24 protein-coding genes and 1 tRNA gene are annotated in these 25,384 nt (G+C 63.5%); 17 read left to right on the top strand and 8 right to left on the bottom strand.

The window, feature by feature from the left end; genetic code table 11:
• Positions 1–64: 64 nt before the first annotated feature.
• Both ribA and SM763_RS09495 read left to right on the top strand, forming a co-directional pair.
• A complete protein-coding gene (gene ribA / locus SM763_RS09500) occupies positions 65–1,153 on the top strand; it encodes a GTP cyclohydrolase II (RefSeq protein ID WP_368998350.1) in 1,089 nt (362 codons plus the stop codon).
• Positions 1,153–1,680 carry a L,D-transpeptidase family protein gene (locus SM763_RS09495; RefSeq protein ID WP_368998349.1) on the top strand — a complete coding sequence of 176 codons (528 nt, stop codon included), beginning with the start codon at positions 1,153–1,155 and terminating at the stop codon, positions 1,678–1,680. The genes ribA and SM763_RS09495 overlap by 1 nt, the downstream gene beginning before the upstream one ends.
• Before the next feature lie 310 nt (positions 1,681–1,990).
• Here SM763_RS09495 and SM763_RS09490 read toward each other — a convergent pair whose 3' ends face one another.
• Together SM763_RS09490 and SM763_RS09485 are read right to left on the bottom strand one after the other, a co-directional pair.
• On the bottom strand, positions 1,991–2,641 hold the full coding sequence (locus tag SM763_RS09490) for a YggS family pyridoxal phosphate-dependent enzyme (protein ID WP_347508221.1): 651 nt from the start codon (positions 2,639–2,641) through the stop codon (positions 1,991–1,993).
• A 113-nt stretch (positions 2,642–2,754) separates the two neighbouring features.
• Positions 2,755–3,864, bottom strand: coding sequence for a porin (locus tag SM763_RS09485; protein WP_368998348.1), 1,110 nt, complete (start codon positions 3,862–3,864; stop codon positions 2,755–2,757).
• A gap of 353 nt (positions 3,865–4,217) precedes the next feature.
• On the opposite strand from SM763_RS09485, the gene SM763_RS09480 reads away from it, so the two are divergent.
• The 5 genes from SM763_RS09480 to SM763_RS09460 all read left to right on the top strand — a co-directional run bounded on the left by SM763_RS09480 (position 4,218) and on the right by SM763_RS09460 (position 9,628).
• Complete coding sequence (locus tag SM763_RS09480; RefSeq protein WP_490363276.1) at positions 4,218–4,715, top strand: DUF3576 domain-containing protein; 498 nt, start codon at positions 4,218–4,220, stop codon at positions 4,713–4,715.
• 90 nt (positions 4,716–4,805) lie between these two features.
• Complete coding sequence (leuS, locus tag SM763_RS09475) at positions 4,806–7,373, top strand: leucine--tRNA ligase (RefSeq protein ID WP_368998347.1); 2,568 nt, start codon at positions 4,806–4,808, stop codon at positions 7,371–7,373.
• A complete protein-coding gene (lptE, locus tag SM763_RS09470) occupies positions 7,360–7,893 on the top strand; it encodes an LPS assembly lipoprotein LptE (RefSeq protein ID WP_368998346.1) in 534 nt (177 codons plus the stop codon). Before leuS ends, lptE begins: the two co-directional genes overlap by 14 nt.
• The gene (gene holA / locus SM763_RS09465) at positions 7,890–8,921 is read left to right on the top strand and encodes a DNA polymerase III subunit delta (RefSeq protein WP_274829891.1); all 1,032 of its coding nucleotides are present in this window, start codon (positions 7,890–7,892) and stop codon (positions 8,919–8,921) included. The genes lptE and holA overlap by 4 nt, the downstream gene beginning before the upstream one ends.
• Positions 8,922–9,037: 116 nt before the next feature.
• Positions 9,038–9,628, top strand: coding sequence for a glutathione S-transferase family protein (locus tag SM763_RS09460; protein ID WP_065271870.1), 591 nt, complete (start codon positions 9,038–9,040; stop codon positions 9,626–9,628).
• Here the strand turns inward: SM763_RS09460 and SM763_RS09455 are convergent.
• The gene (locus SM763_RS09455) at positions 9,601–10,809 is read right to left on the bottom strand and encodes a TIGR03862 family flavoprotein (RefSeq protein WP_368998345.1); all 1,209 of its coding nucleotides are present in this window, start codon (positions 10,807–10,809) and stop codon (positions 9,601–9,603) included. The genes SM763_RS09460 and SM763_RS09455 overlap by 28 nt on opposite strands.
• A gap of 80 nt (positions 10,810–10,889) precedes the next feature.
• Here SM763_RS09455 and SM763_RS09450 point away from each other — a divergent pair, with 80 nt between their 5' ends.
• The gene (locus SM763_RS09450; RefSeq protein WP_368998344.1) at positions 10,890–11,195 is read left to right on the top strand and encodes an HNH endonuclease family protein; all 306 of its coding nucleotides are present in this window, start codon (positions 10,890–10,892) and stop codon (positions 11,193–11,195) included.
• A 249-nt stretch (positions 11,196–11,444) separates the two neighbouring features.
• Here the strand turns inward: SM763_RS09450 and SM763_RS09445 are convergent, their stop codons facing one another.
• Both SM763_RS09445 and SM763_RS09440 read right to left on the bottom strand, forming a co-directional pair.
• Positions 11,445–12,056, bottom strand: coding sequence for an enoyl-CoA hydratase/isomerase family protein (locus tag SM763_RS09445; RefSeq protein ID WP_368998343.1), 612 nt, complete (start codon positions 12,054–12,056; stop codon positions 11,445–11,447).
• Entirely contained in the window at positions 12,053–12,802 is a 750-nt protein-coding gene (locus SM763_RS09440) for an SDR family oxidoreductase (RefSeq protein WP_368998342.1), read from the bottom strand. Before SM763_RS09440 ends, SM763_RS09445 begins: the two co-directional genes overlap by 4 nt.
• 147 nt (positions 12,803–12,949) lie before the next feature.
• On the opposite strand from SM763_RS09440, the gene SM763_RS09435 reads away from it, so the two are divergent.
• From SM763_RS09435 to SM763_RS09410, 6 genes are all read left to right on the top strand, one after another.
• A complete protein-coding gene (locus SM763_RS09435; RefSeq protein WP_274829895.1) occupies positions 12,950–14,479 on the top strand; it encodes a DUF2125 domain-containing protein in 1,530 nt (509 codons plus the stop codon).
• 144 nt (positions 14,480–14,623) lie between these two features.
• Positions 14,624–15,970 (top strand): TldD/PmbA family protein, encoded by a 1,347-nt coding sequence (locus SM763_RS09430; protein ID WP_368998341.1) that lies wholly within the window; start codon positions 14,624–14,626, stop codon positions 15,968–15,970.
• Positions 15,957–16,796, top strand: coding sequence for an inositol monophosphatase family protein (locus tag SM763_RS09425; RefSeq protein WP_368998340.1), 840 nt, complete (start codon positions 15,957–15,959; stop codon positions 16,794–16,796). Before SM763_RS09430 ends, SM763_RS09425 begins: the two co-directional genes overlap by 14 nt.
• A 45-nt stretch (positions 16,797–16,841) precedes the next feature.
• Positions 16,842–18,071, top strand: coding sequence for a 3-deoxy-D-manno-octulosonic acid transferase (locus SM763_RS09420; RefSeq protein WP_490363275.1), 1,230 nt, complete (start codon positions 16,842–16,844; stop codon positions 18,069–18,071).
• Complete coding sequence (gene lpxK / locus SM763_RS09415; protein WP_368998337.1) at positions 18,058–19,062, top strand: tetraacyldisaccharide 4'-kinase; 1,005 nt, start codon at positions 18,058–18,060, stop codon at positions 19,060–19,062. Before SM763_RS09420 ends, lpxK begins: the two co-directional genes overlap by 14 nt.
• A gap of 203 nt (positions 19,063–19,265) precedes the next feature.
• Positions 19,266–19,595: a hypothetical protein gene (locus SM763_RS09410; protein WP_368998336.1), complete on the top strand. Its 330-nt coding sequence runs from the start codon at positions 19,266–19,268 to the stop codon at positions 19,593–19,595.
• A 420-nt stretch (positions 19,596–20,015) separates the two neighbouring features.
• Here the strand turns inward: SM763_RS09410 and SM763_RS09405 are convergent, their stop codons facing one another.
• Positions 20,016–20,687, bottom strand: a complete 672-nt coding sequence (locus SM763_RS09405; protein WP_368998335.1) for a DsbA family protein — start codon at positions 20,685–20,687, stop codon at positions 20,016–20,018.
• Complete coding sequence (locus SM763_RS09400; protein ID WP_368998333.1) at positions 20,684–21,211, bottom strand: DUF721 domain-containing protein; 528 nt, start codon at positions 21,209–21,211, stop codon at positions 20,684–20,686. The genes SM763_RS09405 and SM763_RS09400 overlap by 4 nt, the downstream gene beginning before the upstream one ends.
• 84 nt (positions 21,212–21,295) lie before the next feature.
• On the opposite strand from SM763_RS09400, the gene mutY reads away from it, so the two are divergent.
• On the top strand, positions 21,296–22,375 hold the full coding sequence (gene mutY / locus SM763_RS09395) for an A/G-specific adenine glycosylase (RefSeq protein WP_368998331.1): 1,080 nt from the start codon (positions 21,296–21,298) through the stop codon (positions 22,373–22,375).
• Between the two features lie 77 nt (positions 22,376–22,452).
• On the top strand, positions 22,453–23,598 hold the full coding sequence (locus tag SM763_RS09390; RefSeq protein ID WP_368998330.1) for an alkane 1-monooxygenase: 1,146 nt from the start codon (positions 22,453–22,455) through the stop codon (positions 23,596–23,598).
• Positions 23,599–23,643: 45 nt separating this feature from the next.
• Here the strand turns inward: SM763_RS09390 and hemN are convergent, their stop codons facing one another.
• Positions 23,644–24,999, bottom strand: coding sequence for an oxygen-independent coproporphyrinogen III oxidase (gene hemN / locus SM763_RS09385; protein ID WP_368998328.1), 1,356 nt, complete (start codon positions 24,997–24,999; stop codon positions 23,644–23,646).
• 233 nt (positions 25,000–25,232) lie between these two features.
• Between hemN and SM763_RS09380 the strand changes: the two genes are divergently transcribed.
• Positions 25,233–25,319 (top strand) — tRNA-Leu (locus SM763_RS09380).
• Positions 25,320–25,384 lie beyond the last annotated feature (65 nt).

Below are 25,384 nucleotides of genomic sequence, written 5' to 3'. Positions count from 1 at the left end.
CACTTCCGTTGCATTTGGGCCTAGGTAAGGGCTGTTATAATGTCACGAACTTCCGGATGGTCGCATGAGCCTGATGCCCACCATGATTGAATTGCTGGCCCGCGCACGGGTCGATTTGCGCATGGGCCTGCCCGTGGTGCTGGAGGGTGGCGACAGCGCGGCGCTGGCGATTGCCGTCGAAAGCCTGACGCCCGAGCGGCTGACGGAGCTTCTGGCCCTTGGCCCGGTGTCGCTGGCGCTGACCGCCCGGCGCGCCGAAACCCTGAAGGCGCGCGCCTATGATGAGGATCTCGCGCGCATCCAAGTCCCCGCTCAGGCCTCCTTGCAGTGGATACAGGCGCTGGCCGATCCCGCCGATGATCTCAATACGCCGATGAAAGGCCCGCTCACCAGCCTGCGCGACGGATCCGCCGATCTGCACCGTCTGGCGATTGCCCTGGTGAAATCAGCGCGGCTGCTGCCCGCGGCGCTACTGGTGCCCATCGGGTCGGCCGCCCAATTCGCAGCCAAGCACGGGCTCACCCGAATCGCCCGGGCTGCTGCCGAGCCGCTGCTCAGCCAAAGTTCGCCCCTGCATCCGGTGGCCGCGGCCCGCCTGCCCATGGCCGCGGCCGAGGCGGGCCGGTTGCATATCTTCCGCCCCGAAGACGGCGCCGAGGAACATTATGCGGTCGAAATCGGCCGCCCCGACCGCAGCAAGCCCGTGCTGGCGCGGCTGCATTCGGCCTGTTTCACCGGCGATGTTCTGGGCTCGCTGAAATGCGATTGCGGGCCACAGCTGCGCGGGGCACTGGCGCAGATGGGAGACGAGGGCGCAGGCGTGCTGCTCTACCTCAACCAGGAAGGGCGCGGCATTGGCCTTGCCAATAAGATGCGCGCCTACAGCCTGCAGGACCAGGGCTTTGACACTGTCGAGGCAAACCACCGGCTGGGGTTCGAAGATGACGAGCGCGATTTCCGCCTAGGCGCTGCGATTCTGAAAGAGATGGGTTTCAGTTCCGTGCGGCTGATGACAAACAACCCCAACAAGATCGCCATGATGGAAAAGACCGGCATCGCGGTGGCCGAGCGGGTGCCGCTGAAGGTTGGCGAAAACGCCCATAACGCAGGCTACCTCGCGACCAAGGCGGCCAAATCCGGACATCTGCTGTGATGCCCCCCGCGCTGTCTCCCCGGGATCTGGTCCTGACCCCGCGCGGTCTGCGTTTCATGGGGCGCCTCCTGCCCTGCGCCATCGGCAAGGGCGGGCTGACGCGGAGCAAGCGCGAAGGCGACGGCGCTACACCCGTGGGCGTACATCGCATCGCCGGGATGCTCTACCGTCCGGACCGTATGCTTCCCCCCACGGATTGGGCGGTGCCGATCGGACCCAGCGACCTATGGTCAGACGATGTGAAAGATCCTGACTACAACCTGATGGTCCGCACGCCGCATAGCTACAGTCACGAGCGCCTGCGCCGCGCCGATCCGCTTTATGATCTGGTGCTGATCACCGATTGGAACTGGCCCAGAGCCACCCCCAAAGGCGGCTCGGCCATCTTCCTGCATCAATGGCGCCGCCCGGGCTACCCAACCGAAGGCTGCCTGGCATTCTCACGCCCCAACCTTGGCTGGCTGGCCCGGCATATCCGCCCTGGCGCACGCCTGATCATACCCGCAGGCCTGGCGCACGGCCGCTAGGCTCAGATCAAATCGACTGCCACAAACCGCCGCCCCCCTTCGTTTTTCCAGAAATATCCCGGGGAGCACGAGGGGCTGGCCCCTCGTATTAAACCGGCAGCACGAGGGGCTGGCCCCTCGTATTAAACCGGCAGCACGAGGGGCTGGCCCCTCGTACAATACAGCGGCACAAGGGCTAGCCCGCGCGCAAAATCTTCTCAAAATCTTCTATAGCGTCTGACGAAATACTTGAAACATCAGGTATCACGTAACGCGCCCCAATCTTTGATTTCAGGCAGCGTTATGTGATTCAGGTCTTTCGCATGACGCTTTAGTAGCCACGCGCGCCAAAGATGGCTGACCCAACCCGGACGTGGGTAGCGCCAAAGGCAATCGCCTGTTCAAAGTCGCTGCTCATACCCATCGACAGGCCCTGCAGCCCATTGCGCGCGGCTATCTTGGCCAAGAGCGCAAAATGCAAACTGGGCTCTTCTTCCACAGGCGGAATGCACATGAGGCCCTTGATTGGCAAATCCAGCGCCCGGCAGTCGGCGACAAACTGATCCGCGTTTTCGGGCAGAACCCCGGCCTTTTGTTCCTCGGCGCCGGTATTGACCTGCACGAACAGATCCGGGCAGGCGCCGGTTTCCTGGGCCAGCCGGGCCAGCGCAGTCGCCAGGCGGGGCCGGTCCAGCGTATGAATGACATCCGCCAGGGCCATGGCCTGGCGGGCCTTGTTGGTCTGCAGCGGGCCGATGAGGTGCAATTCGACCCCGTCGAATTCGGCGCGGAAGCCCGGCCATTTCCCGGCCGCCTCCTGCACCCGGTTTTCACCGAAAACGCGATGGCCCTGCTCCAGCATCGCGCGCACCCTTTCGTCGGGCTGCATCTTGGAGACCGCGATCAGGGTGACAGACCCGTTGTCCCGCCCGGCCCTGGTTTCGGCGGCCGCGACGCGGGCCAGAATGTCGTCCAGCGGCATAGTGTGCCCCGTACAGTTGCGTTCGGGTTCACCAAACACAACTGCCGCGCAAAAGTAAAGGGCGGGTCCGAAGACCCGCCCAAGTTCACGCGTTCAGCGTGCTGTGGTTCAGCTTAGAAGCTGAATACAGCGCCGGCCTGAACCTGAGTGTTGCCATACGAAGACCGCTGGGCACCGGCTTCGAAGGAAGCGCCGCCACCGAGGTCATACGAATAGTTGATACCGTAGGAGGTACCTTCCTGCTGGTTCGAAGTGGCAATCGCATCGCGGTTGTCGTTACGACCGTTGGCAACGTCAGTGGCGGAAACCGCGTCTTCGCTGGTCACCCAAAGCACGATGTTGGAAGCCGCGCCGATGTCCATGTTGCCATAGAGACCGAACTTGTCGATGCCGTCGTTGTCAGCATAAGCCAGACGAACGCCGAACTGACCCAGCTGACCTGCGATGGAGACAAACGCCTTGTCTTCGAAACGGTAGTTCGAATCCTGGAAGCCGACCGCAGCTGTCCAGTCACCGAAGGTGTAGGCAAGGTTCACCGCGGAACGCTTGCGGTTCAACGCCGTGACAGCGCCGGAGCCCACAGGTGCCGGGTTCGGCAGGGACGTAACGGCGGCGGAGCCATCGTCGACGCTGTAGGACACATGCGCGCTGAATGCGCCAGCCGAATACAGAGCTTCGACGCCATTGAAGCCGACGCCGTCGGAGTCAAAGTAATCCCAGTTGAAGTATTCGTTGTTCACGTTGCCGACGTGGGAAACGAACTGCATGCCGTCAAGACCGTTACCGGCGGAGCGTGTCTCGAGATAGGCACCCGGAACACCTTCGAAAGCGCCGATGATGTTGCCGACACCCAGGGTGAACCCGCCAACGGTGGCGTAGAAGCGCGGGGCGCTCCAGAGCACGGTCTGCGATGCGCTGCTTTGTCCGGTATCGGACTCGGTGCGGATACGACCACCAAGGGCCACGCCGCCGTCGGTTTCCGTCGACATGTCGAACTGCAGACGCATACGGCTGATGATTTGGCTCTTGGACGCACCGTTGATTGCCTGTTCGTTGCCGTTGTTCGGATATCCACCAGTGACCTGGACGCCGCCGGCGGTGCGCGCGTCGCTGCCGCTGGTGTAGCCCAGACCGAAACGACCGTAGCCGCTGATCCGCACTTCGGCGGCGGCCATGCTGGCAGTAGCAATCAGCGCCGTCGTTGCGAAGAGAACTTTTTTCATAGTTTTTCCCTCGGTTTAAAAATCATACGCCCATACCAGAGAATCCGGTGTGGGTATGAGGAGCGTTTCACTCCTTCGCCGGGTGTTTTGCAAGGCTTGGCCCCGGCATTGTGGCAAAGTCGTGGCGTATGGTGCAGCTTTGCCACAGTCTTACCATGTGTCGGAGGGCGACTCGAATTTTGTCGAAAACCCAAAGGACTGCGGGAAATATGCGCATTGTGGGCGGATTCAATATGATAGGCGGGCAAAAGGCCGGAAATGACAAGGCCCTTGCCCCCCCGCGAGGGCTTGGGTAGGATGGTTGGAAACCGCCGCTTCGGAACGAAACAATGACCCTGCACCGGACCCTAAAGTTGACGCTGATTCTCGTGCTGGCCACCGCCGTGGCCGCTTGTGGGGCGCGCAGGCAAGGTGGCGGTGGCGGCCTGTTCAATCGGGTGACTGTCGGGACGCCACATGCCGACGGGGGTGCGAACCTGGGCTCGGATTCGGCAGTGACCAACTACTCCAAATCCTCCATCTGGGACGTGTTCGGGTCGGGCACCGGCGATCAGACGGTGAATGTGAACCGTTACATCTGGGCGGCGACGCTGGATGTGCTGAACTTCCTGCCGGTGCAGACGGTGGACCCGTTCACCGGCGTGATCGTCACCGGCTACGGCACGCCGCCGGGCGGCGGCCGGGCGTATCGCGCCACGGTGCACGTGCGCGACCCGGCGCTGGACGCGCGCTCGCTCAATGTCTCGCTGCAAAGCCGGGGCGGATCGGTCAGCGCGGGCACCGTGCGCGCCGTTGAGGACGCGATTCTCGCGCGGGCGCGCCAGCTGCGGATCGCAGACAAAAAGTTCTAACACGCTGCCCTCTGGAAAGACGTGCAAAACATCAGTATCACCAGCGCCGGGCCCTGCAGCCCGGCGTTTTCATTCTAAAGGACCGCATCCATGTCGCGTTACTCTGCCTCCGAGATCGAAGCAAAATGGCAGGAGGCCTGGGAAAAGGCCGGAATCTTCCAGGCCAAACGGACGGCAGACAAGCCGAAGTATTACGTGCTGGAGATGTTCCCCTATCCGTCGGGGAAGCTGCACATGGGGCATGTGCGCAACTACACCATGGGCGACGTGATCGCGCGCTACAAGATTGCGACCGGCCACAACGTACTGCACCCGATGGGGTTCGATGCCTTTGGCATGCCTGCGGAAAACGCCGCCATGGCCTCGGGCGGGCACCCCAAGGACTGGACCTACGCCAATATTGACACCATGGTCGAACAGATGCAGCCGCTGGGCCTGTCGCTCGACTGGTCGCGGATGTTCGCCACCTGTGACGAGGAATATTACGGCCAGCAGCAGGCGCTGTTCCTGGATTTCCTGGAAAAGGATCTCGTTTACCGCAAGAACGCCGTGGTGAACTGGGACCCAGTCGACATGACCGTTCTGGCCAACGAACAGGTTGAAAACGGTCGTGGTTGGCGTTCCGGCGCGCTGGTGGAACGGCGCGAACTGACGCAATGGTTCTTCAAGATCTCCGACTATTCCGAGGAACTGCTGGACGCCCTTGATGGTCTGGACAACTGGCCCGCCAAGGTGCGCCTGATGCAGGAAAACTGGATCGGCAAATCGCGCGGCCTGCAGTTCTCCTTTGAGCGCGCCGACGGTGGTGAGTCGATCGAGGTCTACACCACGCGCCCCGACACGCTGATGGGTGCCTCCTTCGTGGGGATTTCCCCGGACCACCCGATTGCCAAGCAGCTTGAGGCCGAAAGCCCCGAACTCGCTGAATTCCTGGCCGAATGCCGCAAGGGCGGCACCACCGCCGAGGCGATTGAGACCGCGCCGAAACTGGGCCGCGACACCGGCATCCGCGTCAAACATCCACTGAACCCGGAGTGGGAACTGCCGGTCTGGATCGCCAACTTCATCCTGATGGATTACGGCACCGGCGCGATCTTTGCTTGCCCGGCGCATGATCAGCGTGACCTCGATTTCTGCCGCAAATACGACCTGCCGGTCACCGACACCTTCCTGGCGCTGGACGACCCCAAGCCGGTCGAAAACGAGGCCTTTGTGCCTCCGAAGACCGAAAAGGTGAAATGGATCAACCACTTCGCAGGGTTGGACGTGGCCACCGGTGAAGAGGCGATCAACGCCACCATCGACAAGGCCGAATCCGAAGGCTGGGGCGAAGGCGTCACCAAATTCCGCCTGCGCGACTGGGGGCTCAGCCGTCAGCGCTATTGGGGTTGCCCGATTCCCGTGGTCCATTGCGACGCCTGCGGCGTGGTACCGGAGAAGAAGGAAAACCTGCCGATCGCCCTGCCCTATGACGAAGACGGCAAGGCCATCGATTTCTCGGTGCCCGGCAACCCGCTGGACCGCCACCCCAGCTGGCGCGACTGCGCCTGCCCGAAATGCGGCAAGCCTGCCCAGCGCGAAACCGACACCATGGATACCTTCGTCGATTCCTCCTGGTATTTCGCCCGCTTCACCGCGCCGCGCGCCGAAACGCCCACGGTAATGGAAGAGGCCGATTACTGGATGAACGTTGACCAGTATATCGGCGGCATCGAACACGCGATTCTGCACCTGCTGTATTCGCGCTTCTTCGCCCGCGCGATGCACATCTGCGGCCACCTGCCGGAGAAGTCGAAAGAACCGTTCGACGCGCTCTTTACCCAGGGCATGGTGACCCACGCGATCTACCAGACCAAAGGCGACAATGGCCGCCCGGTCTATCACTACCCCGAAGAGGTCGAACTGCGCGACGGCAAGGCCTTCCTCAAGGAGACCGGCGCCGAGGTTGAGGTGATTCCCTCGGCCAAGATGTCGAAATCCAAGAACAACGTGGTCGACCCGCTGCACATCATTTCGGCCTTTGGCGCCGATACCGCGCGCTGGTTCGTGCTGTCCGACAGCCCGCCGGAGCGCGACGTGGAATGGACCGCAGCCGGGGCCGAGGCCGCTTACAAGCACCTGAACCGGGTCTGGAACCTCTCCGTGAAGATCGCAGAGATGGACCCGGGTGCGTCCGGCAACGGCGACGAGGATCTTTTGCGCGAGATGCACAAGGCGATCCGCGACGTGACGCTGGGTGTCGAATCCTTCGGCTTCAACGCGGCGATTGCCAAGCTTTACGCCTTTACCAATACGCTGGCCAAATCCAAGGCGGGCGCGGCGGCACAGAAACAGGCGATCATGGCGCTGGCGCAGCTGATGTCGCCAATGACGCCGCACCTGGCCGAGGCCGTCTGGGAAGCGCAGGGCGGCGAAGGTCTGGTCGCCACGGCCAACTGGCCCGCTGCCGACGAATCGATGCTGGTCGAGGACAGCGTCACCCTGCCGATCCAGATCAACGGCAAACGCCGCGGCGAAATCACCGTCGCCAAGGATCTGGACAAGGCCGAGGTTGAAAAACGCGCGCTGGCGCACGAAGCTGTGCAAAAGGCGCTGAATGGCGGCGCCCCGAAGAAGGTGATCGTCGTGCCGGGTCGTATCGTCAATGTCGTTGCCTGATCCAAGGCATATCCTCGCGCTGCCGCTGGTCCTGTTGCTGGGGCTGGCCGCCTGTGGTTTCACCCCGGTCTATGCGCCGGGGGGCACCGGCGCGGCGCTTTATGGCAAGATCGCCATTCAGTCCCCCGAGGAGATCAAGACCGACAACGAAGTGAACGCCTACCTGCTGGTCCGCAATCTGGAGGAACGGCTTGGCCGCGCCTCTGGCGGCGATTACCGGCTGGACCTGTCGCTGCGCACCCGCAGCGAAGGTCAGGCGATCACCGCGGGTAATGAAACCACCCGCTATTCCATCGTCGGCGTTGCCAGCTACAGCCTGACCCGCCTGTCCGACGGCGTGATCGTGGCCAGCGGCAGCGAAGATGCCTTTACCGGCTATTCTGCCACCGGATCGACGGTGGAAACCCTGGCCGGGGAACGCGATGCCAATGCGCGGCTGATGCAGATTCTGGCTGACCAGATCACCGCCCGGGTGCTGACCACTGCGGATCTGGCCGCTGCGGCGCCGACTGCGGAATGAAGCTCTCCCCGCGCGACGCCGAGGGCTATTTCAAAAAGCCCGACCCGGACAAGACGGGCCTGTTGATCTATGGTGCCGATGCCATGCGGGTGGCGCTGAAACGGCAACAGATGCTGGCGGCCCTGCTGGGCGCCGCCGCTGAGGAAGAAATGCGCCTGACCCGGATGCCCGGCTCCGAATTGCGCAAGGATCCGGCACAGCTTCTGGACGCGGTCAAGGCGGTCGGCTTTTTTCCCGGCCCACGTGCGGTCTTTGTCGAAGAGGCCAACGACAGCGCCGCCCCTGCGATTCTCGCGGCGCTGGAGGACTGGCAACCAGGCGATGCCCAGATCGTCGTCACCGCCGGACAGCTGAAAGCCACATCGAAACTGCGCAAGGGTTTCGAATCGCATCGCAATGCCTATGCCACCGGCATCTATGACGATCCGCCCTCGCGAGCTGAGATCGAGCGGATCCTCTCAGAAGCGCAGATCCGCGATGTGCCCGGCGACAGCATGTCGGCGCTGACCGATATCGCCAATGACATCGGCCCCGGCGATTTCTCCCGCATGATCGAAAAGCTGGCGCTCTACAAATACCAGGACAGCAGCCCCCTGAGCCTTGAGGATATCGACGCCGTCGCGCCGCAATCCACCGAAGCGGCGCTTGACGATGTGCTGAACGTGGTGGCCGAGGGGCGCAGCGCCGAGATCGGCCCGCTTCTGCGCCGCCTTCAGGCGCAGGGTACCAATGCGGTGACTCTCTGCATCGGGGCGACCCGCCATTTCCGCACGCTTTACACCGTGGCCGCCGATCCCGGTGGTCCGGCGCAGGGCATCGGCCGCCTGCGCCCACCGCTTTATGGCAAGCGCCGCGACCGGGTGCTGCGGCAGGCACAGGGCTGGGGCGCCGCCAAGCTGCAGACCGCGCTGACCATTCTGACCGATACCGACCTGCAGCTGCGATCAGCCGGGCAGACCGCCCCGGCGCTGGCGCTGATGGAGCGGGCACTGATCCGCTTGGCGATGCTCAGCCGCGCCCGCCAGTAAGGGCCCAAAAGGCCGCAACGTTCTGCGGCCATCGACGGGTGCAGGCAGGCTTCAGCCTTGACGCAAAGACAGCTGCGCGCATCTGATGCGCAGCAAAACCTGAGGGAGAGAAACCTATGTACACCGTGATCGGCAAACCGATGACCCGCGCCTTCCGCGTGATCTGGACGCTCGAAGAACTTGGCCAGCCTTATGATCTGAATACCGCCGCCCCGCACAGCCCGGATATCGTCGCCGTGAACCCCTCGGGCAAGGTTCCGGCGCTGGTCGAAGATGGCGAGGTGATCACCGATTCCACCGCCATCATCACCTATCTGGCGGACAAACACGGCGCGCTGACCGCGCCCGCGGGGACCATGGCCCGCGCCAAACAGGATGCCGTCACCCATCAGATCCTGGATGAAATCGACGCCGTGCTCTGGACCGCCGCCCGCCACAGCTTTGCCCTGCCCGAAGAGCAGCGCGTGCCCGAAATCAAGGACAGCCTGCGCTGGGAGTTCGAGCGCAACATCGCCCGGCTCGAAGCGCGCCTGACCGGCCCCTACCTGATGGGGGACGCGTTCACCATCGCCGATATCATCTGCGTGCATTGCCTGAACTGGGCCTATGGCGCCAAGTTCCCGGTCGAAAGCCGTGCCCTGCTCGACTATTCCAAGACCGTGCGCAGCCGCGACGCCTTTCAGCGCACCGCAGCGCTGGCCAAGTAATCGACCGCACCACGTCCGGCCCAGCGCCCGGTGGCAAGGCAAGCGGTCAGAAGGTAGCCCCCCGTGGGAGCCTCCCAATCCAACATCTCCCCGGCGCAAAAGGTGCCGGGGATTTCTTTCAGCATCAGCACCGCATCCAGCGCCTCACGGCACACTCCGCCAGCCGTCGAGATCGCCTCATCCATCGGCCGCAGCCCGGAATGGCGCACCGGCAGGGACTTGATCCGCGCCGCAAGCTCTGCAGAATCCTGCGGTAGCGGCCGGGCAAATTCCTGCATCAGCGCGATCTGCGCAGGCGTCAGTTTCAGCGCCTTGCGCAGATAATTGGCAAGGCTCGCCTTGCCACGCGGGCGCGTCAGTCTGCGCGTCACCTCTTCCACGGTCAGATCCGGCAGCAGGTCCAGCGTCAAATCCGCGCCCTCCCGCACCGCCGCGCAAATGGCGTAGATTCCGCCCCCTTCCAGACCCCGGTTTGAGATCACCGCCTCCCCGCGCGACGACAGCGCCCCCGCGCGCAGCGCAATCCCTTTCAGCGGAACGCCGAAATGCGCCGCCATGTGATCTGACCAATCCACCACTAGCCCGGCATTGGCAGGCTTGAAGGGCGCCAACGCCACACCCCGCGCCGCCAGCAACTCCGCCCAGGCCCCGTCCGAGCCGAGCCGCGCCCAGCTTGCACCGCCTAGCGCCAGAACCGTTGCCCCCGCGCGCAGCTGTACAGTTCCTTCGGGCGTCTCAAAACTCAGGCAGTCCCCCTCCCAGCCAGTCCAGTGCCAGCGGGTGCGGCGCGCAACGCCCAGATCCTCCAGCCGCGCCAGCCAGGCCCGCAGCAGTGGCGAGGCTTTCATTTCCCTGGGAAATACCCGTCCGGTGGAGCCGGTAAACAGATCCCGCCCCAGGCCCCGTGCCCAGTCCTGCACCGCCTCGGCGTCAAAGTCCCGCAACATCGGCGCCAGCCATGCTCGCGCCCCGCCATATTGCGTGATCAGATCGTCAAAGGGTTCATTCTTGGTGAGGTTCAGACCGGATTTCCCCGCCATCAACAGCTTGCGCGCAAGCGATGGTTTGGCCTCGGCCACCAGCACGCGATAGCCTGCGCGCGCCAGTTCCTCAGCCGCCAGCAACCCCGCAGGCCCACCGCCGATGACCACCGCATCCCACTGTTCCGATTGCCCCGCCATGAAACTCCGCCTTCCGCCCCTTGCCCGCATCCATCTGCGCCGCATCTAATGCAGTCCAGCCGCAAAGACGAGAGGTCAGGATGCCAGAGCCGAACCCGACACCCATATGTCCCCTCTGCAGCCGCCCCATCCCCGCGAACGTGCCGCAAAGCCTGCACCACCTGATCCCGAAACTCAAAGGTGGCAAGGGCGGCCCCACCGTGCTGCTGCATCATATCTGCCACCGCGAAATCCACGCCGCCCTCAGCGAGGCCGAGCTGGCCCGCGACTATGCCACCATCGACGCGCTGCGCAGCCATCCGCGCCTCGCCCGCTTCATCGCCTGGGTCAGGAAACGCCCCCCCGGCTTTTCCTCCCGCGTACCCGGAAAACGGCGCAAGCGGTGATGCGCCCCCGCTCTGCTCCGGCACCGACAGCGGGTCAAGGCTGGCCGCAGGCCACCCTGCACAGCAGGGGCAAAGCGCCTTGAGGCGGTGACGGTGCCTCTATACTCGATATGGCCCTGTTGAGGCAGTTTCTGCCCTCAAAGGGCCTCTCAGCGAAAAGAAAACGCCGCGCGGCAGCGCGGCGCTACGCCCAACGGGACGCGGGGCATGGCATGCCCCAAGGACGGGCGGGAGCCGCCCGTGCCCTTCCTAGCGGCACATCTCTAGGATCCCGCGCGCGGTCTCCGGCTTGGCCGCCAGCGCATCGCTCAGCAGGGCGCGGGCGCTGTCCATCAGGGCACCCGGTTCCACGATCCGGTCCACCAGCCCCCAAGCGCAGGCCTCTTCCGCCTCGATCTTCTGACCGGCGGCCAGAATCATCTTGGTGCGCGCCGGGCCGATCAAGGCCACCATCCGCGCCGGGTCCGAAGGTTGCGGCAGGTAGCCAAGCTTCATCACCGGATAGAAGAATTTTGCCGACGGCACCGCCAGACGGATATCACAGGCCAGCACCATACCGTTGGCGCCCCCGGCCAGCGTGCCGTTCAGCGCCGCGATGGTCAGGCAGGGCAGCGCCGCGATGGCGCCCGACAGCCGCTCCCACAGGGGCGAGGTCGCAAGCCCCGCGCGCGCCGCCTCCAGATCGGCGCCGGCGCTGAACACCTTGCCGGTACCGGTCAGGATAAAGCCTCGCGCCTCGCCCGCGCGTTCGGCGATCTCGGCCAGTTCCGTCAGCATCTCAGCCGTCAGCGAGTTCGCCTTGTCCGGGCGGTTGATCGTCACCACCCAAAGGCCCTCATTCGAAATCTCGAGATTGATCATACCAGACCCACCCTGCGGCGGATCGCGTCTTCACGCAGGGAAATCTCCTGGCCGAGGAAATCATCGGCATCGCTGCCGCACATCCACAACAGCGCCTTGGCGGGCCATTCTGCGGGAATGTGATCTTCCCAATCGAGCTCGCTGACCGGGTTGATGCCGCTGGCCTTGATCTCGCGCTGCATCTGGGTCGCGACGGTGCCCGGCGACAGGCCCATGGCGCGGATGCCGTTGCCGCCTTCCTCCAGGTGCAGGGCGCGAGTCAGCATCGCAGCCCCGGCTTTTGAGGTGCAATAGGCGCTCCAGGCCTCCAGCGGGTTATGCGCAGCGCCGGAACTCACCGTGATGATGGTGCCGCCCCCGGCGGGTTTCATCAACGGCAGTGCCGCGCGGATGCCGTTGAATACACCCTTGATGTTGATATCGATCAGCTTGCCCCAGGCCGCTGGATCGGCCTCTTCCAGACGCGCGATCGGTTCGATCACCCCGGCGTTGTTGATCAGCACATCAAGGCTTCCGAAATGCTCGTGTGCTTTTTCCAGCGCCGCCGCAACCGCGCTTGGTTCCGCCACATCACAGGCAAAGGCGAGCGCATTTCCGCCGAGTTCCCCGACCAGTTCGCCCAGCGCATCGGTGCTGCGCGCCAGCAGCGCCAGGTTGGCCCCCGCGGCGGCGAAAACCCTTGCTGCATCGGCTCCGATACCGCGGCTGGCCCCTGTGATGACGACCGTCTTGCCCTGCATATCCATATGATTTCTCTCCAATACCTGTATCGCGACAGTGGTTCCCCTCTGTGGTAAACTCCCTAGGGGGAACGGTCCAGCCCCAGGCCCCTTGACGCCGGTGGCGCCGCGACGGACCATGGTATCCAACGCTTGCTACGAAAGGTTTCACCCATGTCCATTTTTCTCGCGCGCAGCTGTGGCGCCGCTCTTCTTCTGACTGTTTCCGCCCAGGGGGCGCTGGCCGATCTCAGCGCCAAGGACGTCTGGTCCGACTGGAAATCCTACATGACCGGCACCGGTTACGAGGTGACCGCCACCGAAAGCATGTCGGGCGACACGCTGACGGTGTCCGATCTGTCGATGATGATGCCGATCCCCGACGAAGAAGACGTGACCGCCGGGCTCAGCATGCCCGAGATCAAATTCACCGAGAATAGCGACGGAACCGTCAGCATTCTGGTGCCCAAGGAATTTCCGCTGACCGTGCGCGCCAGCGAAGATGATGACAAGCTGACGGTAAATCTGATCATCACCCACGACGGCACGCCGGTGACGGTCTCGGGTGATTCCGAGAACATGACCTATGACTATGCCACCAGCGAGATGACGATGACGCTGGACGGGCTGGAAGCCACTGGCGAGGACATCCCCCAGGATGCGATCCGGGGCACCGTCTCCCTGTCCGACATGGTGACAAAAACCACCATGTCGCTGGCCGGGGTGCGCAGCTACGATCAGACTTGGACCGCTTCAGCGCTGAGCTATGATCTTGGCTTCAAGGATCCGGACAGCGAGGATTTCGCCTCCTTCAACGGCGCGATGCAGCAGCTTCAGGCGCATGGCACCAGCACGGTTCCGGCCGATCTGGACAAGAGCGGTGATTTCTCCGCGCTGCTGGCCGCCGGTTTTGGTCTTGATACCGATTTCTCCTACACCAGCGGCACCTCTGCCTTTGCCTTTCAGGATGGCAGCGACAGCCTGACCTTTGACAGCACCTCGGGCGGCGGCAACTTTGGCGTTGCGATGGACGCAAGCAAACTGACCTATGACGTCACGCAAAAGGACATGGCCTTCAACGTCACCGGATCGGACATTCCCTTCCCACTGGCGCTCAGCATGGCCGAGGCTGGTTTCAACATCACCATTCCCCTTGCCAAGTCCGAGGAAGAACAGGACTTCGCGCTTGGCGTGGCGCTGCGCGACTTCGCGGTTCCAGAAATGCTCTGGGGCATGGTCGATCCGGCCGGCGCCCTGCCGCATGATCCGGCCAGCGTCGTGCTGAGCCTCACCGGCAAGGGCAAGGTGTTGTTCGACGTCTTTGATGCCGAAGCCATGGAAAAGGTCGAGGATGGCGAGGTCGCACCGGGTGAGTTGAACGCGGTCACCATCCAGGAGTTGCTGGTCTCGGCAGCGGGTGCCAAGCTGACCGGTACCGGCGATTTCGCCTTCAACAACGATGATCTGACCAGCTTTGACGGCATGCCGGCCCCCTCGGGCGAAGCGAACCTGTCGCTGACCGGCGCCAACACCCTGATGGACAAGCTGATCGAAATGGGCCTGATGAGCGATGATGACGCCATGGGCGCCCGGATGATGATGGGCATGCTGGCTGTTCCCGGCGAAGGCGAAGACACGCTGAACTCGAAGATCGAGATTTCCGAAGACGGCAAGATCCTCGCCAACGGCCAGCGCATCAAATAAGCTGACCCACAGCAAAAACGCTTTGCGGGACCGCCTTTGCGCGGTCCCTTTTTCTTGCGGCAATTGTCCCTGCGCCCTTGCAGCAGGGGGTTCCTCTGGCTAGCTCTATGGCGACCCGCAGCAACAGGATGGCCCGAGACGCCCATGACCCAGACCCCCGAGACGCTTTGCCATGCCCTGATCGATGCCGCCCGCAAGGCAGGCGCAGATGCTGCCGATGCCATGGCCGCTGCAGGCAGTTCCCTCAGCATCGAGGTGCGCGAGGGCCAGTTGGAGCATGCCGAACGCTCCGAAGGCACCGATCTGGGATTGCGCGTCTTCCTGGGCCAGCGTCAGGCGCTGGTCTCCTCCTCCGACAGCCGCCCCGAAACCATTGCCGCCATGGCCGAACGCGCCGTGGCCATGGCCCGAGAGGCGCCCGAGGACCCCTATACCGGCCTTGCCGCACCGGATCAGTTAGCGCAGGACTGGGACCTTGCGGCGCTGGATCTGAACGACCCCACCGCCGATCCGGCCCCGGCCGCCCTGCAAGAGGATGCGCTGGCCGCCGAAGCCGCCTGTCAGGCCATCGACGGGATCAGCCAGGTGCAATCCGCAGGCGCGGGCTATGGCCGCAGCTCGGTCTATCTGGCGACCTCGAACGGGTTTTCCGGCGGCTACACCCGCACCGGCCGGTCGATTTCCTGCACCGGCATCGCGGGCACCGGCACCGGGATGGAGCGTGATTACGACGGCGATTCCCGCACCTATCAAAGCGACCTGCGCAGCGCCGAAGAGATCGGTCGCAACGCCGGGGAACGCACCGTGGCGCGGATGAACGCACGCAGGCCCAAGACCGGCACCTATCCGGTGCTGTTCGACGAACGGATTTCCGCATCGCTGGTCGGTCATCTTCTGTCGGCGGTGAATGGCGCCGCCATCGCTCGCGGCTCCTCCTGGCTGCAGGACAGTCTGGGACAGCAGGTGCTGCCCACGCATCTGTCGGTGATCGAGGATCCCCACCGCCCACGCATTGCAGGCTCGCGCCCCTTTGATGGTGAAGGTCTGGCCACCCGCCGCCGCGCCATCGTCGAGGACGGCACCCTGACCGGCTGGACGCTGGATCTGGCCTCGGCCCGCAAACTGGGGATGGAAAGCACCGCAAACGCCGCCCGTGGCATCGGCTCGGTGCCGTCGCCATCCAACTGGAACGTGGCGCTGACTGAGGGCGATCAAAGCCGCGCCGATCTAATTGCGGGCATGGGGACCGGGTTGCTCGTCACCTCGCTGATCGGCTCAACCATCAATCCCAACACCGGCGATTACTCGCGCGGCGCCTCAGGGTTCTGGGTCGAGAACGGTGAAATCGCCTATCCGGTGAACGAATGCACCATCGCGGGCAATCTGCGCGACATGCTGATGCGGATCGTGCCCGCCAATGACGCGCGGAGCTACCTGTCCCGCGTTGTACCATCTCTGCTGGTCGAGGGGATGACGCTTGCCGGCAATTGACGACGCCCAGACAGAAGAACAGGCAAAGGGCCTTACGGACCTCGAACTGCTGATCCGCGCCGCCGAGGCTGCGGGCGAGATCGCCAGCCGCTACAGCGGGCCAACGGCGCGGCGCTGGGACAAGCCCGGCGGTCAGGGGCCGGTGACCGAGGCAGATCTGGCGGTGAATGCGCTGCTGGAAGAGATGCTGCCCGAGGCGCGGCCTGATTATGGCTGGCTATCCGAAGAAACCGAGGACAGCGCCGACCGGTTAAGCCGCGACAGCGTCTTCATCATCGACCCCATAGACGGCACCCGCGCCTTTGCCGAAGGCTCGCGCACCTGGGCGCATTCTCTTGCCATTGCCACCGCGGGCCGGGTTACAGCTGCGGTGATCTACCTGCCGCAGCGCGGTCTGATGTACACCGCGGCCCAGGGACAGGGAGCTGCACGGAATGGCACCCCGATCCGCGCCTCCTCGCTGACCGATCTGGCGCTGGCCGAGGTGCTGACCGCGCGGCCCAACCTCGCCGCCGAACATTGGCGCACCCGCAATGCCCCCGGTTTCACCCGTAGCTATCGCCCCTCGCTGGCCTATCGCATGGCCAAGGTCGCAGACGGGCGCGCCGGTGCCATGCTGACCCTGCGCCGCAGTTGGGAATGGGACATCGCCGCCGGCGATCTGATCCTGCGCGAGGCTGGCGGGCAGGCGACCGACCGTCTGGGCCACGACCTGAGGTTCAACAATCCTGTGCCATTGCTCAATGGGGTGGTGGCCGGACCTCCGGCCCTGCATAAGGAGCTGATCGCAGCGCTGGACCCCGACGGCCCCGGCATTGCAAGCTGATCCGGACGTTACGGTCCGACCACACCGGTTGCCCGCGACACGCAGATGAATTTTTGGACGCCCCATATGCCCAGCCGCAGCTCCCGCCCCGTATCAAGGACGGTTCCCAGCACTGACCTGCCTCCGCGCCCGGAGGGGGAAGTTCTGTGGGTGCATGCGACCAGCACCGAACGCTACATGGCCCTCTGCGATGTCGGAAACCGGCTGAAGACGGCGCGGCCGGATCTGTCGGTTCTTGCCACCTGGGAGCCGGACATGGCGCCCCCGCCCGAGGCCGAAGGCTGCGATATCCCCGCTGGCCACCTGCCCCCTGACAGCCCGACGGATGTGCGCGCCTTTCTGAACCTCTGGCGCCCGGATTTCTGCATCTGGTCCGGCGGACGGCTGCGCCGCGTCCTGCTGCGGCACATGCGCGAACAACGGATCGACGCGCTGCTGGTTGATCTGACGGAGAAGGAACTGCCGAGCCGCACCAGCCGTTGGCTGCCCGATCAGCGCCGCCGCATGCTGGATGGCTTCGCTGCGATCCTGACTCCCGATGCCGAGGTCCAGAGCCAGTTGCAGCGCACCGGCATTTCGCCGGACAAGCTGCAGATGGCCGGACGTTTGCGGATCTCGACCTCGCCGCCCGGCTGCAACGACGAGGAACTGACAGAGTTGCAAGGGGTGCTTGGCAGCCGTCCCGTCTGGCTGGCGGCGCAAGTGCGCCCGGACGAATTGCCGATGGTTCTGGAGGCACACAGGATCGCTCTGCGGCTGTTGCACCGGCTGATCCTTGTGCTGTCACCAGACAGCTATGGTGGCCTCAATGAATGTCGCGCCGCCCTGAAGGACAGCGGGCTGCAATATGCCGATTGGGACGCCGGGGATGAACCGGACGACTACACGCAGGTTCTGCTGGCGGACAAGGACGACCTTGGCCTCTGGTATCGGCTGGCGCCTGTCTGCCTGATGGCGGGCAGCCTGCACCGGGGCCGCGAGGGTCATTCGCCGCTGGACGCCGCCGCGCTCGGCTCGGCCATTCTGCACGGTCCCGGCACCGTGCGGCATCAGGAGATCTATGCCCAGCTGGCGAATTGCGGCGCTGCCGAGTGCGTCTACACACCCCAGGAGTTGGCCGAAATGGTACTGCACCTGTCGGCCCCCGATATGGCGGCGGAAATGGCATTGGCAGGTTGGGAAGCCGTCACAGAGGGCGCAGCGATGACTGATCAGCTGATCGACCGGGTGCAGGATCTGCTCGACCTGAGGGAGGAGCGTAATGCGGCCTCCTGAGTTCTGGAACAAGGCGCCCGGTGCCTTTGATCTGCGCGCCATCCTGCTGGCGCCGCTGGGCCGTCTATATGGCGCGGTGACCCGCTCCCGCCTTGCCAAGGGCACGCCAGCGAAGGTCGATGTGCCGGTGATCTGCGTCGGCAACCTCAATGCCGGGGGCACCGGCAAGACGCCGACGGTGATCTGGCTGATCGAGACCCTGCGCGCCATGGGGCACGACCCGCATGTGGTCAGCCGTGGTTACGGCGGCACGCTGACCGGCCCGGAAGAGGTCATTCCCGCCCGCCACAAAGCCTCGCAAACCGGGGATGAGCCGCTGTTGCTGGCCGCCTTTGCCAATGTCTGGGTCGCCCGCGACCGCCCCGCCGGAGCACGCGCCGCTGCGGCTGCCGGGGCGACGGTGATCCTGCTGGACGACGGGTTTCAGAACCCAAGCCTGGCCAAGGATCTGTCGCTGGTTGTGGTGGATGCGGCGCGGGGATTCGGCAATGGCCGCTGCCTGCCCGCCGGGCCGCTGCGCGAACCGGTGGCCGAAGGTCTGGCGCGCGCCGATGCGGTGCTGTCCATCGGCGCCCCTGAGGCGCAGGAGAAGTTCGCCCAACTCTGGGGTGCGGCGCTGGAGGGGTTGCCGCATGTCTCGGCCCATCTAGCGCCTTTGCAAACCGGTATGCCCTGGCAGGGCACCCGGGTTCTGGCCTTTGCCGGCATTGGCTATCCGCAGAAGTTCTTTGATACATTGCGCACTCTTGGCGCCGATCTGGCCCGGGCCGAGGCACTGGACGATCACCAAAGCCTGCCAACGGCGCTTTTGACCCGGCTCGAATCCGATGCAAAGGCACTGAACGCGCAACTGGTCACCACCGAAAAGGACGCCGTGCGCCTGCCCGCCAGTTTCCGCCACAAGGTGATCACCCTGCCGGTGCGGCTTGAGATAGAAGAGGCAGACCCGCTGATTGATCTTCTGAAGCGGGCGGCACCGCCACCGCCCTAACCACGAACAGAATAGGCCATGTCAGAAAATCGTGTTGGTCGTGTTTGCTGACGAAGAAGACTTTCGCTGGGCTTGACATGTTAGCAGCCGCCGGACGCAAGTCAAAGTTGGTGACTTCAGGAATACACCTATGTATTCAGTTAAATCCCGCCCTTAGTGGCTTCTTCATTATTAATATCAATCAGCATGTAGGACGATTTAGAATGACAAAGAAGGCTGCAAAATTGAGCGACATGGTTTCGTCGTTCGGAGAAAACACACTGCATTGTCCCGCTTGCGACGGGTTCTACCTTCGCCAGGGCCGTACTGAGGTATTCAATCGCAGCGAGGATGAAGGCGAAGGAACTCACGTCACTATTGAGGGTGACAAAGTCCAAACGGATAGGGATCTTACGGGCAACCCTAGCGGTCGCCGCCATGGTCTAACCATCAATTTTACCTGCGAAAACTGCCCTGCCGACGTGCAGATGCACATCTACCAACACAAGGGCAATACGTTCGTTGGAATGGAATATCAGGATGGCGAAACATGACCAAAGTCTGTCCGGCTGGCGATTGCTCGGGCGGCTATTCTGATCGTCAAAGCGATATGAGCGCTGGAATGCTTGAGCAGCTACCAGAGGCACACAGGAAAGCTGTCGGAATACCGAAACGTTGCTCATATTGTGGGTGCGTCTACGACGGTGTTTCCAAGCAGGTTTTTGGCTTCTACGACAACTATAACCTTGGTCAGGGTTGGAAACCTTTCCGTTCTGTTTTGGAGTTTTAGAAGGGAGAATCTCTAGAAAACTTGCAATTCCTCCTTCGGAGAGACTTGAAACGATAGTCGACCTTCAAACGAAGTGCAGCATTCGAGTGTATGACCCCACACCGGACCAACAGGATTGCATATACAACCAAAGAAAAACCCGGCCACCGGGGCCGGGTTTCCATGTACTTGTCTCTGGACCTGATCAGCCGTCCAGTTCGGCGTCGATCAGGGCCTTGAAGGAGTCGTAGGACTGGTTCTCGATCTTCTTGCCGTTCAGCACGAAGGACGGCGTCGCGGTCACGTCATGCTCTTCGGCGTTTTCCTGATACCAGGTCACCAGGGTCTGCGCCTTGGTGCCATCCTGCAGGCAGGCTTCCAGCTGATCGTTCTCAAGCCCGGCGAGGCGACCGATCTTGCGCAGCGCGTCGACGATCTCGGTGGCGCCACCGGCACGGGCCCAGTCGGACTGCTCCTTGAAGATCAGATCGGTCATGCCAAAGAATTTCTCGGGACCGGCGCAGCGCGCGATCATCGAGGCCCAGAGGCCATAGCGGTCAAAGTAGACTTCGCGGTAGATGAACTTCACCTTGCCGGTGTCGATATATTCCTCTTTCAGCTTCTTGTAGGGGCCTGTGTGGAAGTTGGCGCAATGCGGGCAGGTGTAAGAAGCGTATTCGATCAGGGTTACCGGCGCGTCCTCGGCGCCCTGCACCATTTCGGTGATGGTCGAGGTGTCGACCTCGGCGTCCTGGGCATAGGCGGCCCCGATCAGCGGGTTTTCGGGCAGCCGGTTTTGGCCACTCAGACCAGAGATGGCATAGGCGCCGGCAGCGACAGCCACCACGGCAAAGACACCAGACATAAGACGGGTCATTCATACCCCTTTCGAATTGTTTTCTGTTTTGTCAGAACGTTGCGCCCCAGCCGTTCCAGCGCGGCGCGCAAATCTTCGTTTCCCACCCCTTCGGCCGCCGCAGCGGCCTCGGATACGGCCTGTGGATCAGGCCGCAGCGGGGTGTTTTCCTTGGGTGCGTATTTGAACGAGACCTGACCGTCGGAAAACCCGATCGGCGCGGTCTGGGTGATCAGCACCTTGGAAATCGCATTGTAGCCATAGACCGCGTTCACCTTTTCGCGCAGCCGTTCCTTCTGCATCTCAAGCATCGGCGCATTGGCCCCGGTGGTCAGCACCGTCAGCGTCGCCCCGAAAGAACTGCGGCCATAGCCAACCTTGACCGGCCGGGCCATTGCCGCCAGATCGGCCCCGACGATCTCTTCCCAATGGGTCAACAGGCGCGATACCGCAAAGCCCCGACTTTCGCCAGCCTTGCGGATCTGGTCGTTCAAAAGCTTGGAAGTCCGTGCGAACCCGCGTGTGCTGCTGCGCCTAAATGCCATAACTGTGGTTTTGCGTGACTGACTGCCCTATTGTAAAGGGTCCGTTTGCAGGGGCCAGAAAAAGGCAGGAACCGGGAGTAAACTATGCGTGATCTGAATGCGGATCCAGGCGGGCTCAGCCGCGATATCCTGGACTGGTACGACCGGCAGGCGCGGGACATGCCCTGGCGCACCGGCCCAGCAGACCGCGCCGCCGGGGTGCGGCCCGATCCCTATCGCGTCTGGCTGAGCGAGGTGATGCTGCAGCAGACCACCGTGGCCGCCGTGACCGACTATTTTCAGCGCTTCACCGCCCGCTGGCCCCGGGTCGAGGACCTTGCCGCGGCCGAGGATGCCGACGTGATGGCGGAATGGGCGGGCCTTGGCTACTACGCCCGCGCCCGCAACCTGCTGAAATGCGCCCGTGTCGTTGCGCAGGAGCTGGATGGCACTTTTCCCGACAGCTACGAGGCGCTGCTGAAACTGCCGGGGATCGGCCCCTACACGGCGGCGGCCATCGCCTCGATCGCATTCGACCACCCCGAAACCGTTCTGGATGGCAATGTGGAGCGGGTGATGGCGCGGCTGCACGATATACACGCGCCGCTGCCAGGATCGAAACCGCTGCTGAAGGACCGCGCCGCCGAGCTGACCCCTGAGGTCCGCCCGGGCTGCTATGCACAGGCGGTGATGGATCTCGGCGCCACCATCTGCACCCCGAAATCGCCCGCCTGCGGCATCTGCCCCTGGCGGGAGCCCTGCGCTGCACGAATCGCAGGCACCGCGCCTGAATTGCCAAAGAAAACCCCGAAGAAAGCCAAACCCACCCGCCACGGCATCGTCTATCTGGCGCACAGCAGCGCCGGGGACTGGCTGCTGGAGCGGCGTCCGGACAAGGGGCTTTTGGGCGGGATGCTGGGCTGGCCTGGCCCGGAATGGGGCGAGTCGCCCCAGCCTGCGCCGCCGTTTGACGCGGATTGGCAGGATCTCGGCGCCGAGGTGCGCCATACCTTCACCCATTTCCACCTGATCCTGCGGGTGATGGTGGCAGAGCTGCCTGAGGGGTTTGCACCCGCCGAGCAACAAGAGATCATCTCCCGACACGCGTTCCGCCCCTCGGACCTGCCGACGGTGATGCGCAAAGCCTTTGACCTGTGGCGTGGCGGGCAGACCGGCGGCGACTGAGGCCATTCGACCTCTTGGGTTTGGGCCGGACCCGGCATAGGGTTTTCCCGACGCGCCATACTTTGGGAGTGCTGACGATGATCGCCGCCAAGATCGCACCGGAAACCCTAAGCCGCTGGCAATCGGCCCTGCCGTTCTGGCTGTCCTTCCTGCTGGTGCCGCTGTTGTGGTTTTCCGCCATCATGGGCGGCTGGTGGGTGCTGCTGACGCCGCTGGTGACATGGTATCTCTTTGCGGCGCTGGATGGGGTTTTCGGCCTCAACCTCGACAATGCCGACCCGATGACGCCCGAGGAAGACCTTCGATGGTACAGCATGCTGACCATCGCCTGGGTGCCGATCCAGTTCCTGACGCTGTTTGGCCTGATCTTCTACGTGGCAGGCAGTGAAACGCTGAACGGGCTGGAAAAATTCGGTATCTTCTTTGGCATGGGCGTGGTCAGCGGCACCGTGGGTATCAACTACAGTCACGAGCTGATGCACCAGCGCAGCAGGGCGGAACGCTGGCTGGCTGATATCCTGCTGGCGATGGTGCTTTACTCGCATTTCCGCTCCGAACACCTGCTGGTGCATCACCGCTATGTCGGCACGCCGCGCGATCCTGTCACGGCGCGCTACAACGAAGGCTTCCATCGCTTCTACCCGCGGGTGCTGCGGCAATGCTGGCAATCCGCCTTCCGCGCCGAAAAGGAAAAACTGGCCAAGAAAGACCGCCCCTGGAGCGATCCGGCCAATCCGTTCTTCCGCTACTGGGCGCTACAGGCGGCCATGCTGGTTCTGGCGGTTCTGCTGGGCGGATTTGGCGGATTGGTGCTGTTTCTGGTGCAGGCGGGCGTCGCCATCTGGCAGCTGGAGCTCGTCAATTACGTCGAACACTACGGGCTGACCCGCAAACATCTGGGGGACGGAAAATACGAACCGGTGCGCCCCTGCCATTCCTGGAACGCGGCGCATAAGGCGTCAAACTGGCTGCTGATCAATCTGCAACGCCATTCCGATCACCACTATAAACCCGACCGGCGCTTCCCGCTGCTCCAGAACTATACCGAGGCAGACGCGCCGCAGCTGCCCTATGGCTATCCGGTGATGACGGTGGCAGCGATGATGCCGCCCCTTTGGCGTCGGGTGATGAACCCGCGCGTGCGCCACTGGCGCCAGATGTATTATCCGGAAATCACCGACTGGACGGCCTACAACAAGGCGCGCAACCCGATGCCCCGCTGACGAGGCTGCTGTGGCCGGGGCCACGCAGACCCCGGTGTTCGCGGCTCAGGAGGCGCGGCTGTAGCGGGCGCCTTCGGGTTTATGCGCATCGAAATGGCTGGCGATCAGCCGGGTCAGGGCGCGCCCTTCGGGGCGGATCTCCAGCGCCTTGCCATCAAGTGTCACCAGCTCTCCGAACCGGGCCTGAACGGCGACCAGATCGGGATCGATACTGCGCGACAGATCACCGAATTCCCGTTCCAGCGCCGCGCGGTCGAGACGGAAATCACACATGATCATCTCGATGGCGCGACCACGCAGGTGGTCCTCTTCGCTCATCTCATGGCCCCGCGCCCCGGCGAGCTGCCCTTTTTCGATCCGCTCCACATAGGCAGGGGTCGCAGCGGCGTTCTGCACGTATCCCCCGGCAAAACGCGAAATCGAAGAGGCACCCAAACCGATCAGCGTCGGGCACCGGTCATCGGTATAGCCTTGGAAATTGCGCCGCAGGTGGCCGCTTTTGGCCGCCTTGGCCAAACCGTCCTCGGGCAGAGCAAAATGGTCGATACCAATCGTTTCATAACCAGCGGCGCGGAACTGATCCGCAGCCGCGCAGGCCAGATCATAGCGTTCGGCGTCTCCCGGCAGGGCGGATTCGTCGATCAGCTCCTGACGTTTGGCCATCCAGGGCACATGGGCATAGCCGAACAGCGCGATCCGGTCCGGTGCAAGGCTCAGCACCTTTTCAACGGTATCGGCCAGACGCGCGGCATCCTGATGCGGCAGGCCATAGACCAGATCGGCATTGAGCGAGGTGATCCCCGCCTCGCGCAGATCCTCGACGCAGGCGCGCGTCACCTCATAGGGCTGTTCCCGGCCGATGGCGGCCTGCACCTCGGGATTGAAATCCTGAATACCGATACTGGCCCGGTTCATGCCTTCTTCGGCCAGCGCCGCGATCTTGTCCCGGTCCACCAGCGTCGGGTCGATCTCGACCGAGAACTCCCAGTCCGGCGTCGGCGGGAAGACCGCCTTGACCGCCTGAGCCAGCTTGTGGATCAGCGCTGGCGGCAGGATGGTCGGCGTGCCACCGCCCCAGTGCAACCGCCCCATCTGCAGCCCCGCGGGCAGATGCGGCGCGACCAGCTTCAACTCGGCCTCCAGCGTTTCGACATAGCTTTCCACCGGCTCGGGCCGACGGGTGCCCTGGGTCCGGCAAGCGCAGAACCAGCACAGCCGTTCGCAGAACGGGATATGCAGATACACCGAAACCGGAACGCCCGGGTCAAGCGCATCAAGATGCCCGGCCTGTTCCGCCGCACCCACGGCGGAAGAAAAGACCGGAGCGGTCGGGTAGGAGGTGTAGCGGGGCACCCGGCTGTCAAACAGGCCAAGGGCGGCAAGGCGGTCAATCTGTGTCATACCGCCTTTTTGCCGCTCAGGCGCACGCTGACTTTGCGCAGGATCAAAAAGGACAGGAAAAAACAGCCGCCCGGTCGGCCATATCGGCAACCCTGTGCCGGATGCGCAATCAACCGCCTGAATTCGCGGGATATCGGCGGCTTTCATCGCCCTGCAAAAAATTTGTGACATTGGGGTCATTTTGAGTTTGACGCCCCGCGCGACTCTGCTTATACGGCCCCTCACCAACCCGTGCCCAGATGGCGGAATTGGTAGACGCGCTAGCTTCAGGTGCTAGTGTCCGTATGGACGTGGAGGTTCGAGTCCTCTTCTGGGCACCATATCACTCTCCTGAAATTGTTGTAGAATCTTGGCCCCGAGCGCCTCTGATCTGTCGCTGTCCGTG

It is taken from the genome of Pseudophaeobacter sp. C1-32P7 (genome assembly GCF_041008775.1).
GTDB classification, from domain to species: domain Bacteria; phylum Pseudomonadota; class Alphaproteobacteria; order Rhodobacterales; family Rhodobacteraceae; genus Phycobacter; species Phycobacter gallaeciensis_A.
Note: the sequence above shows the minus strand (reverse complement) of the source record. Positions and strands in the feature narration are given on the sequence as shown.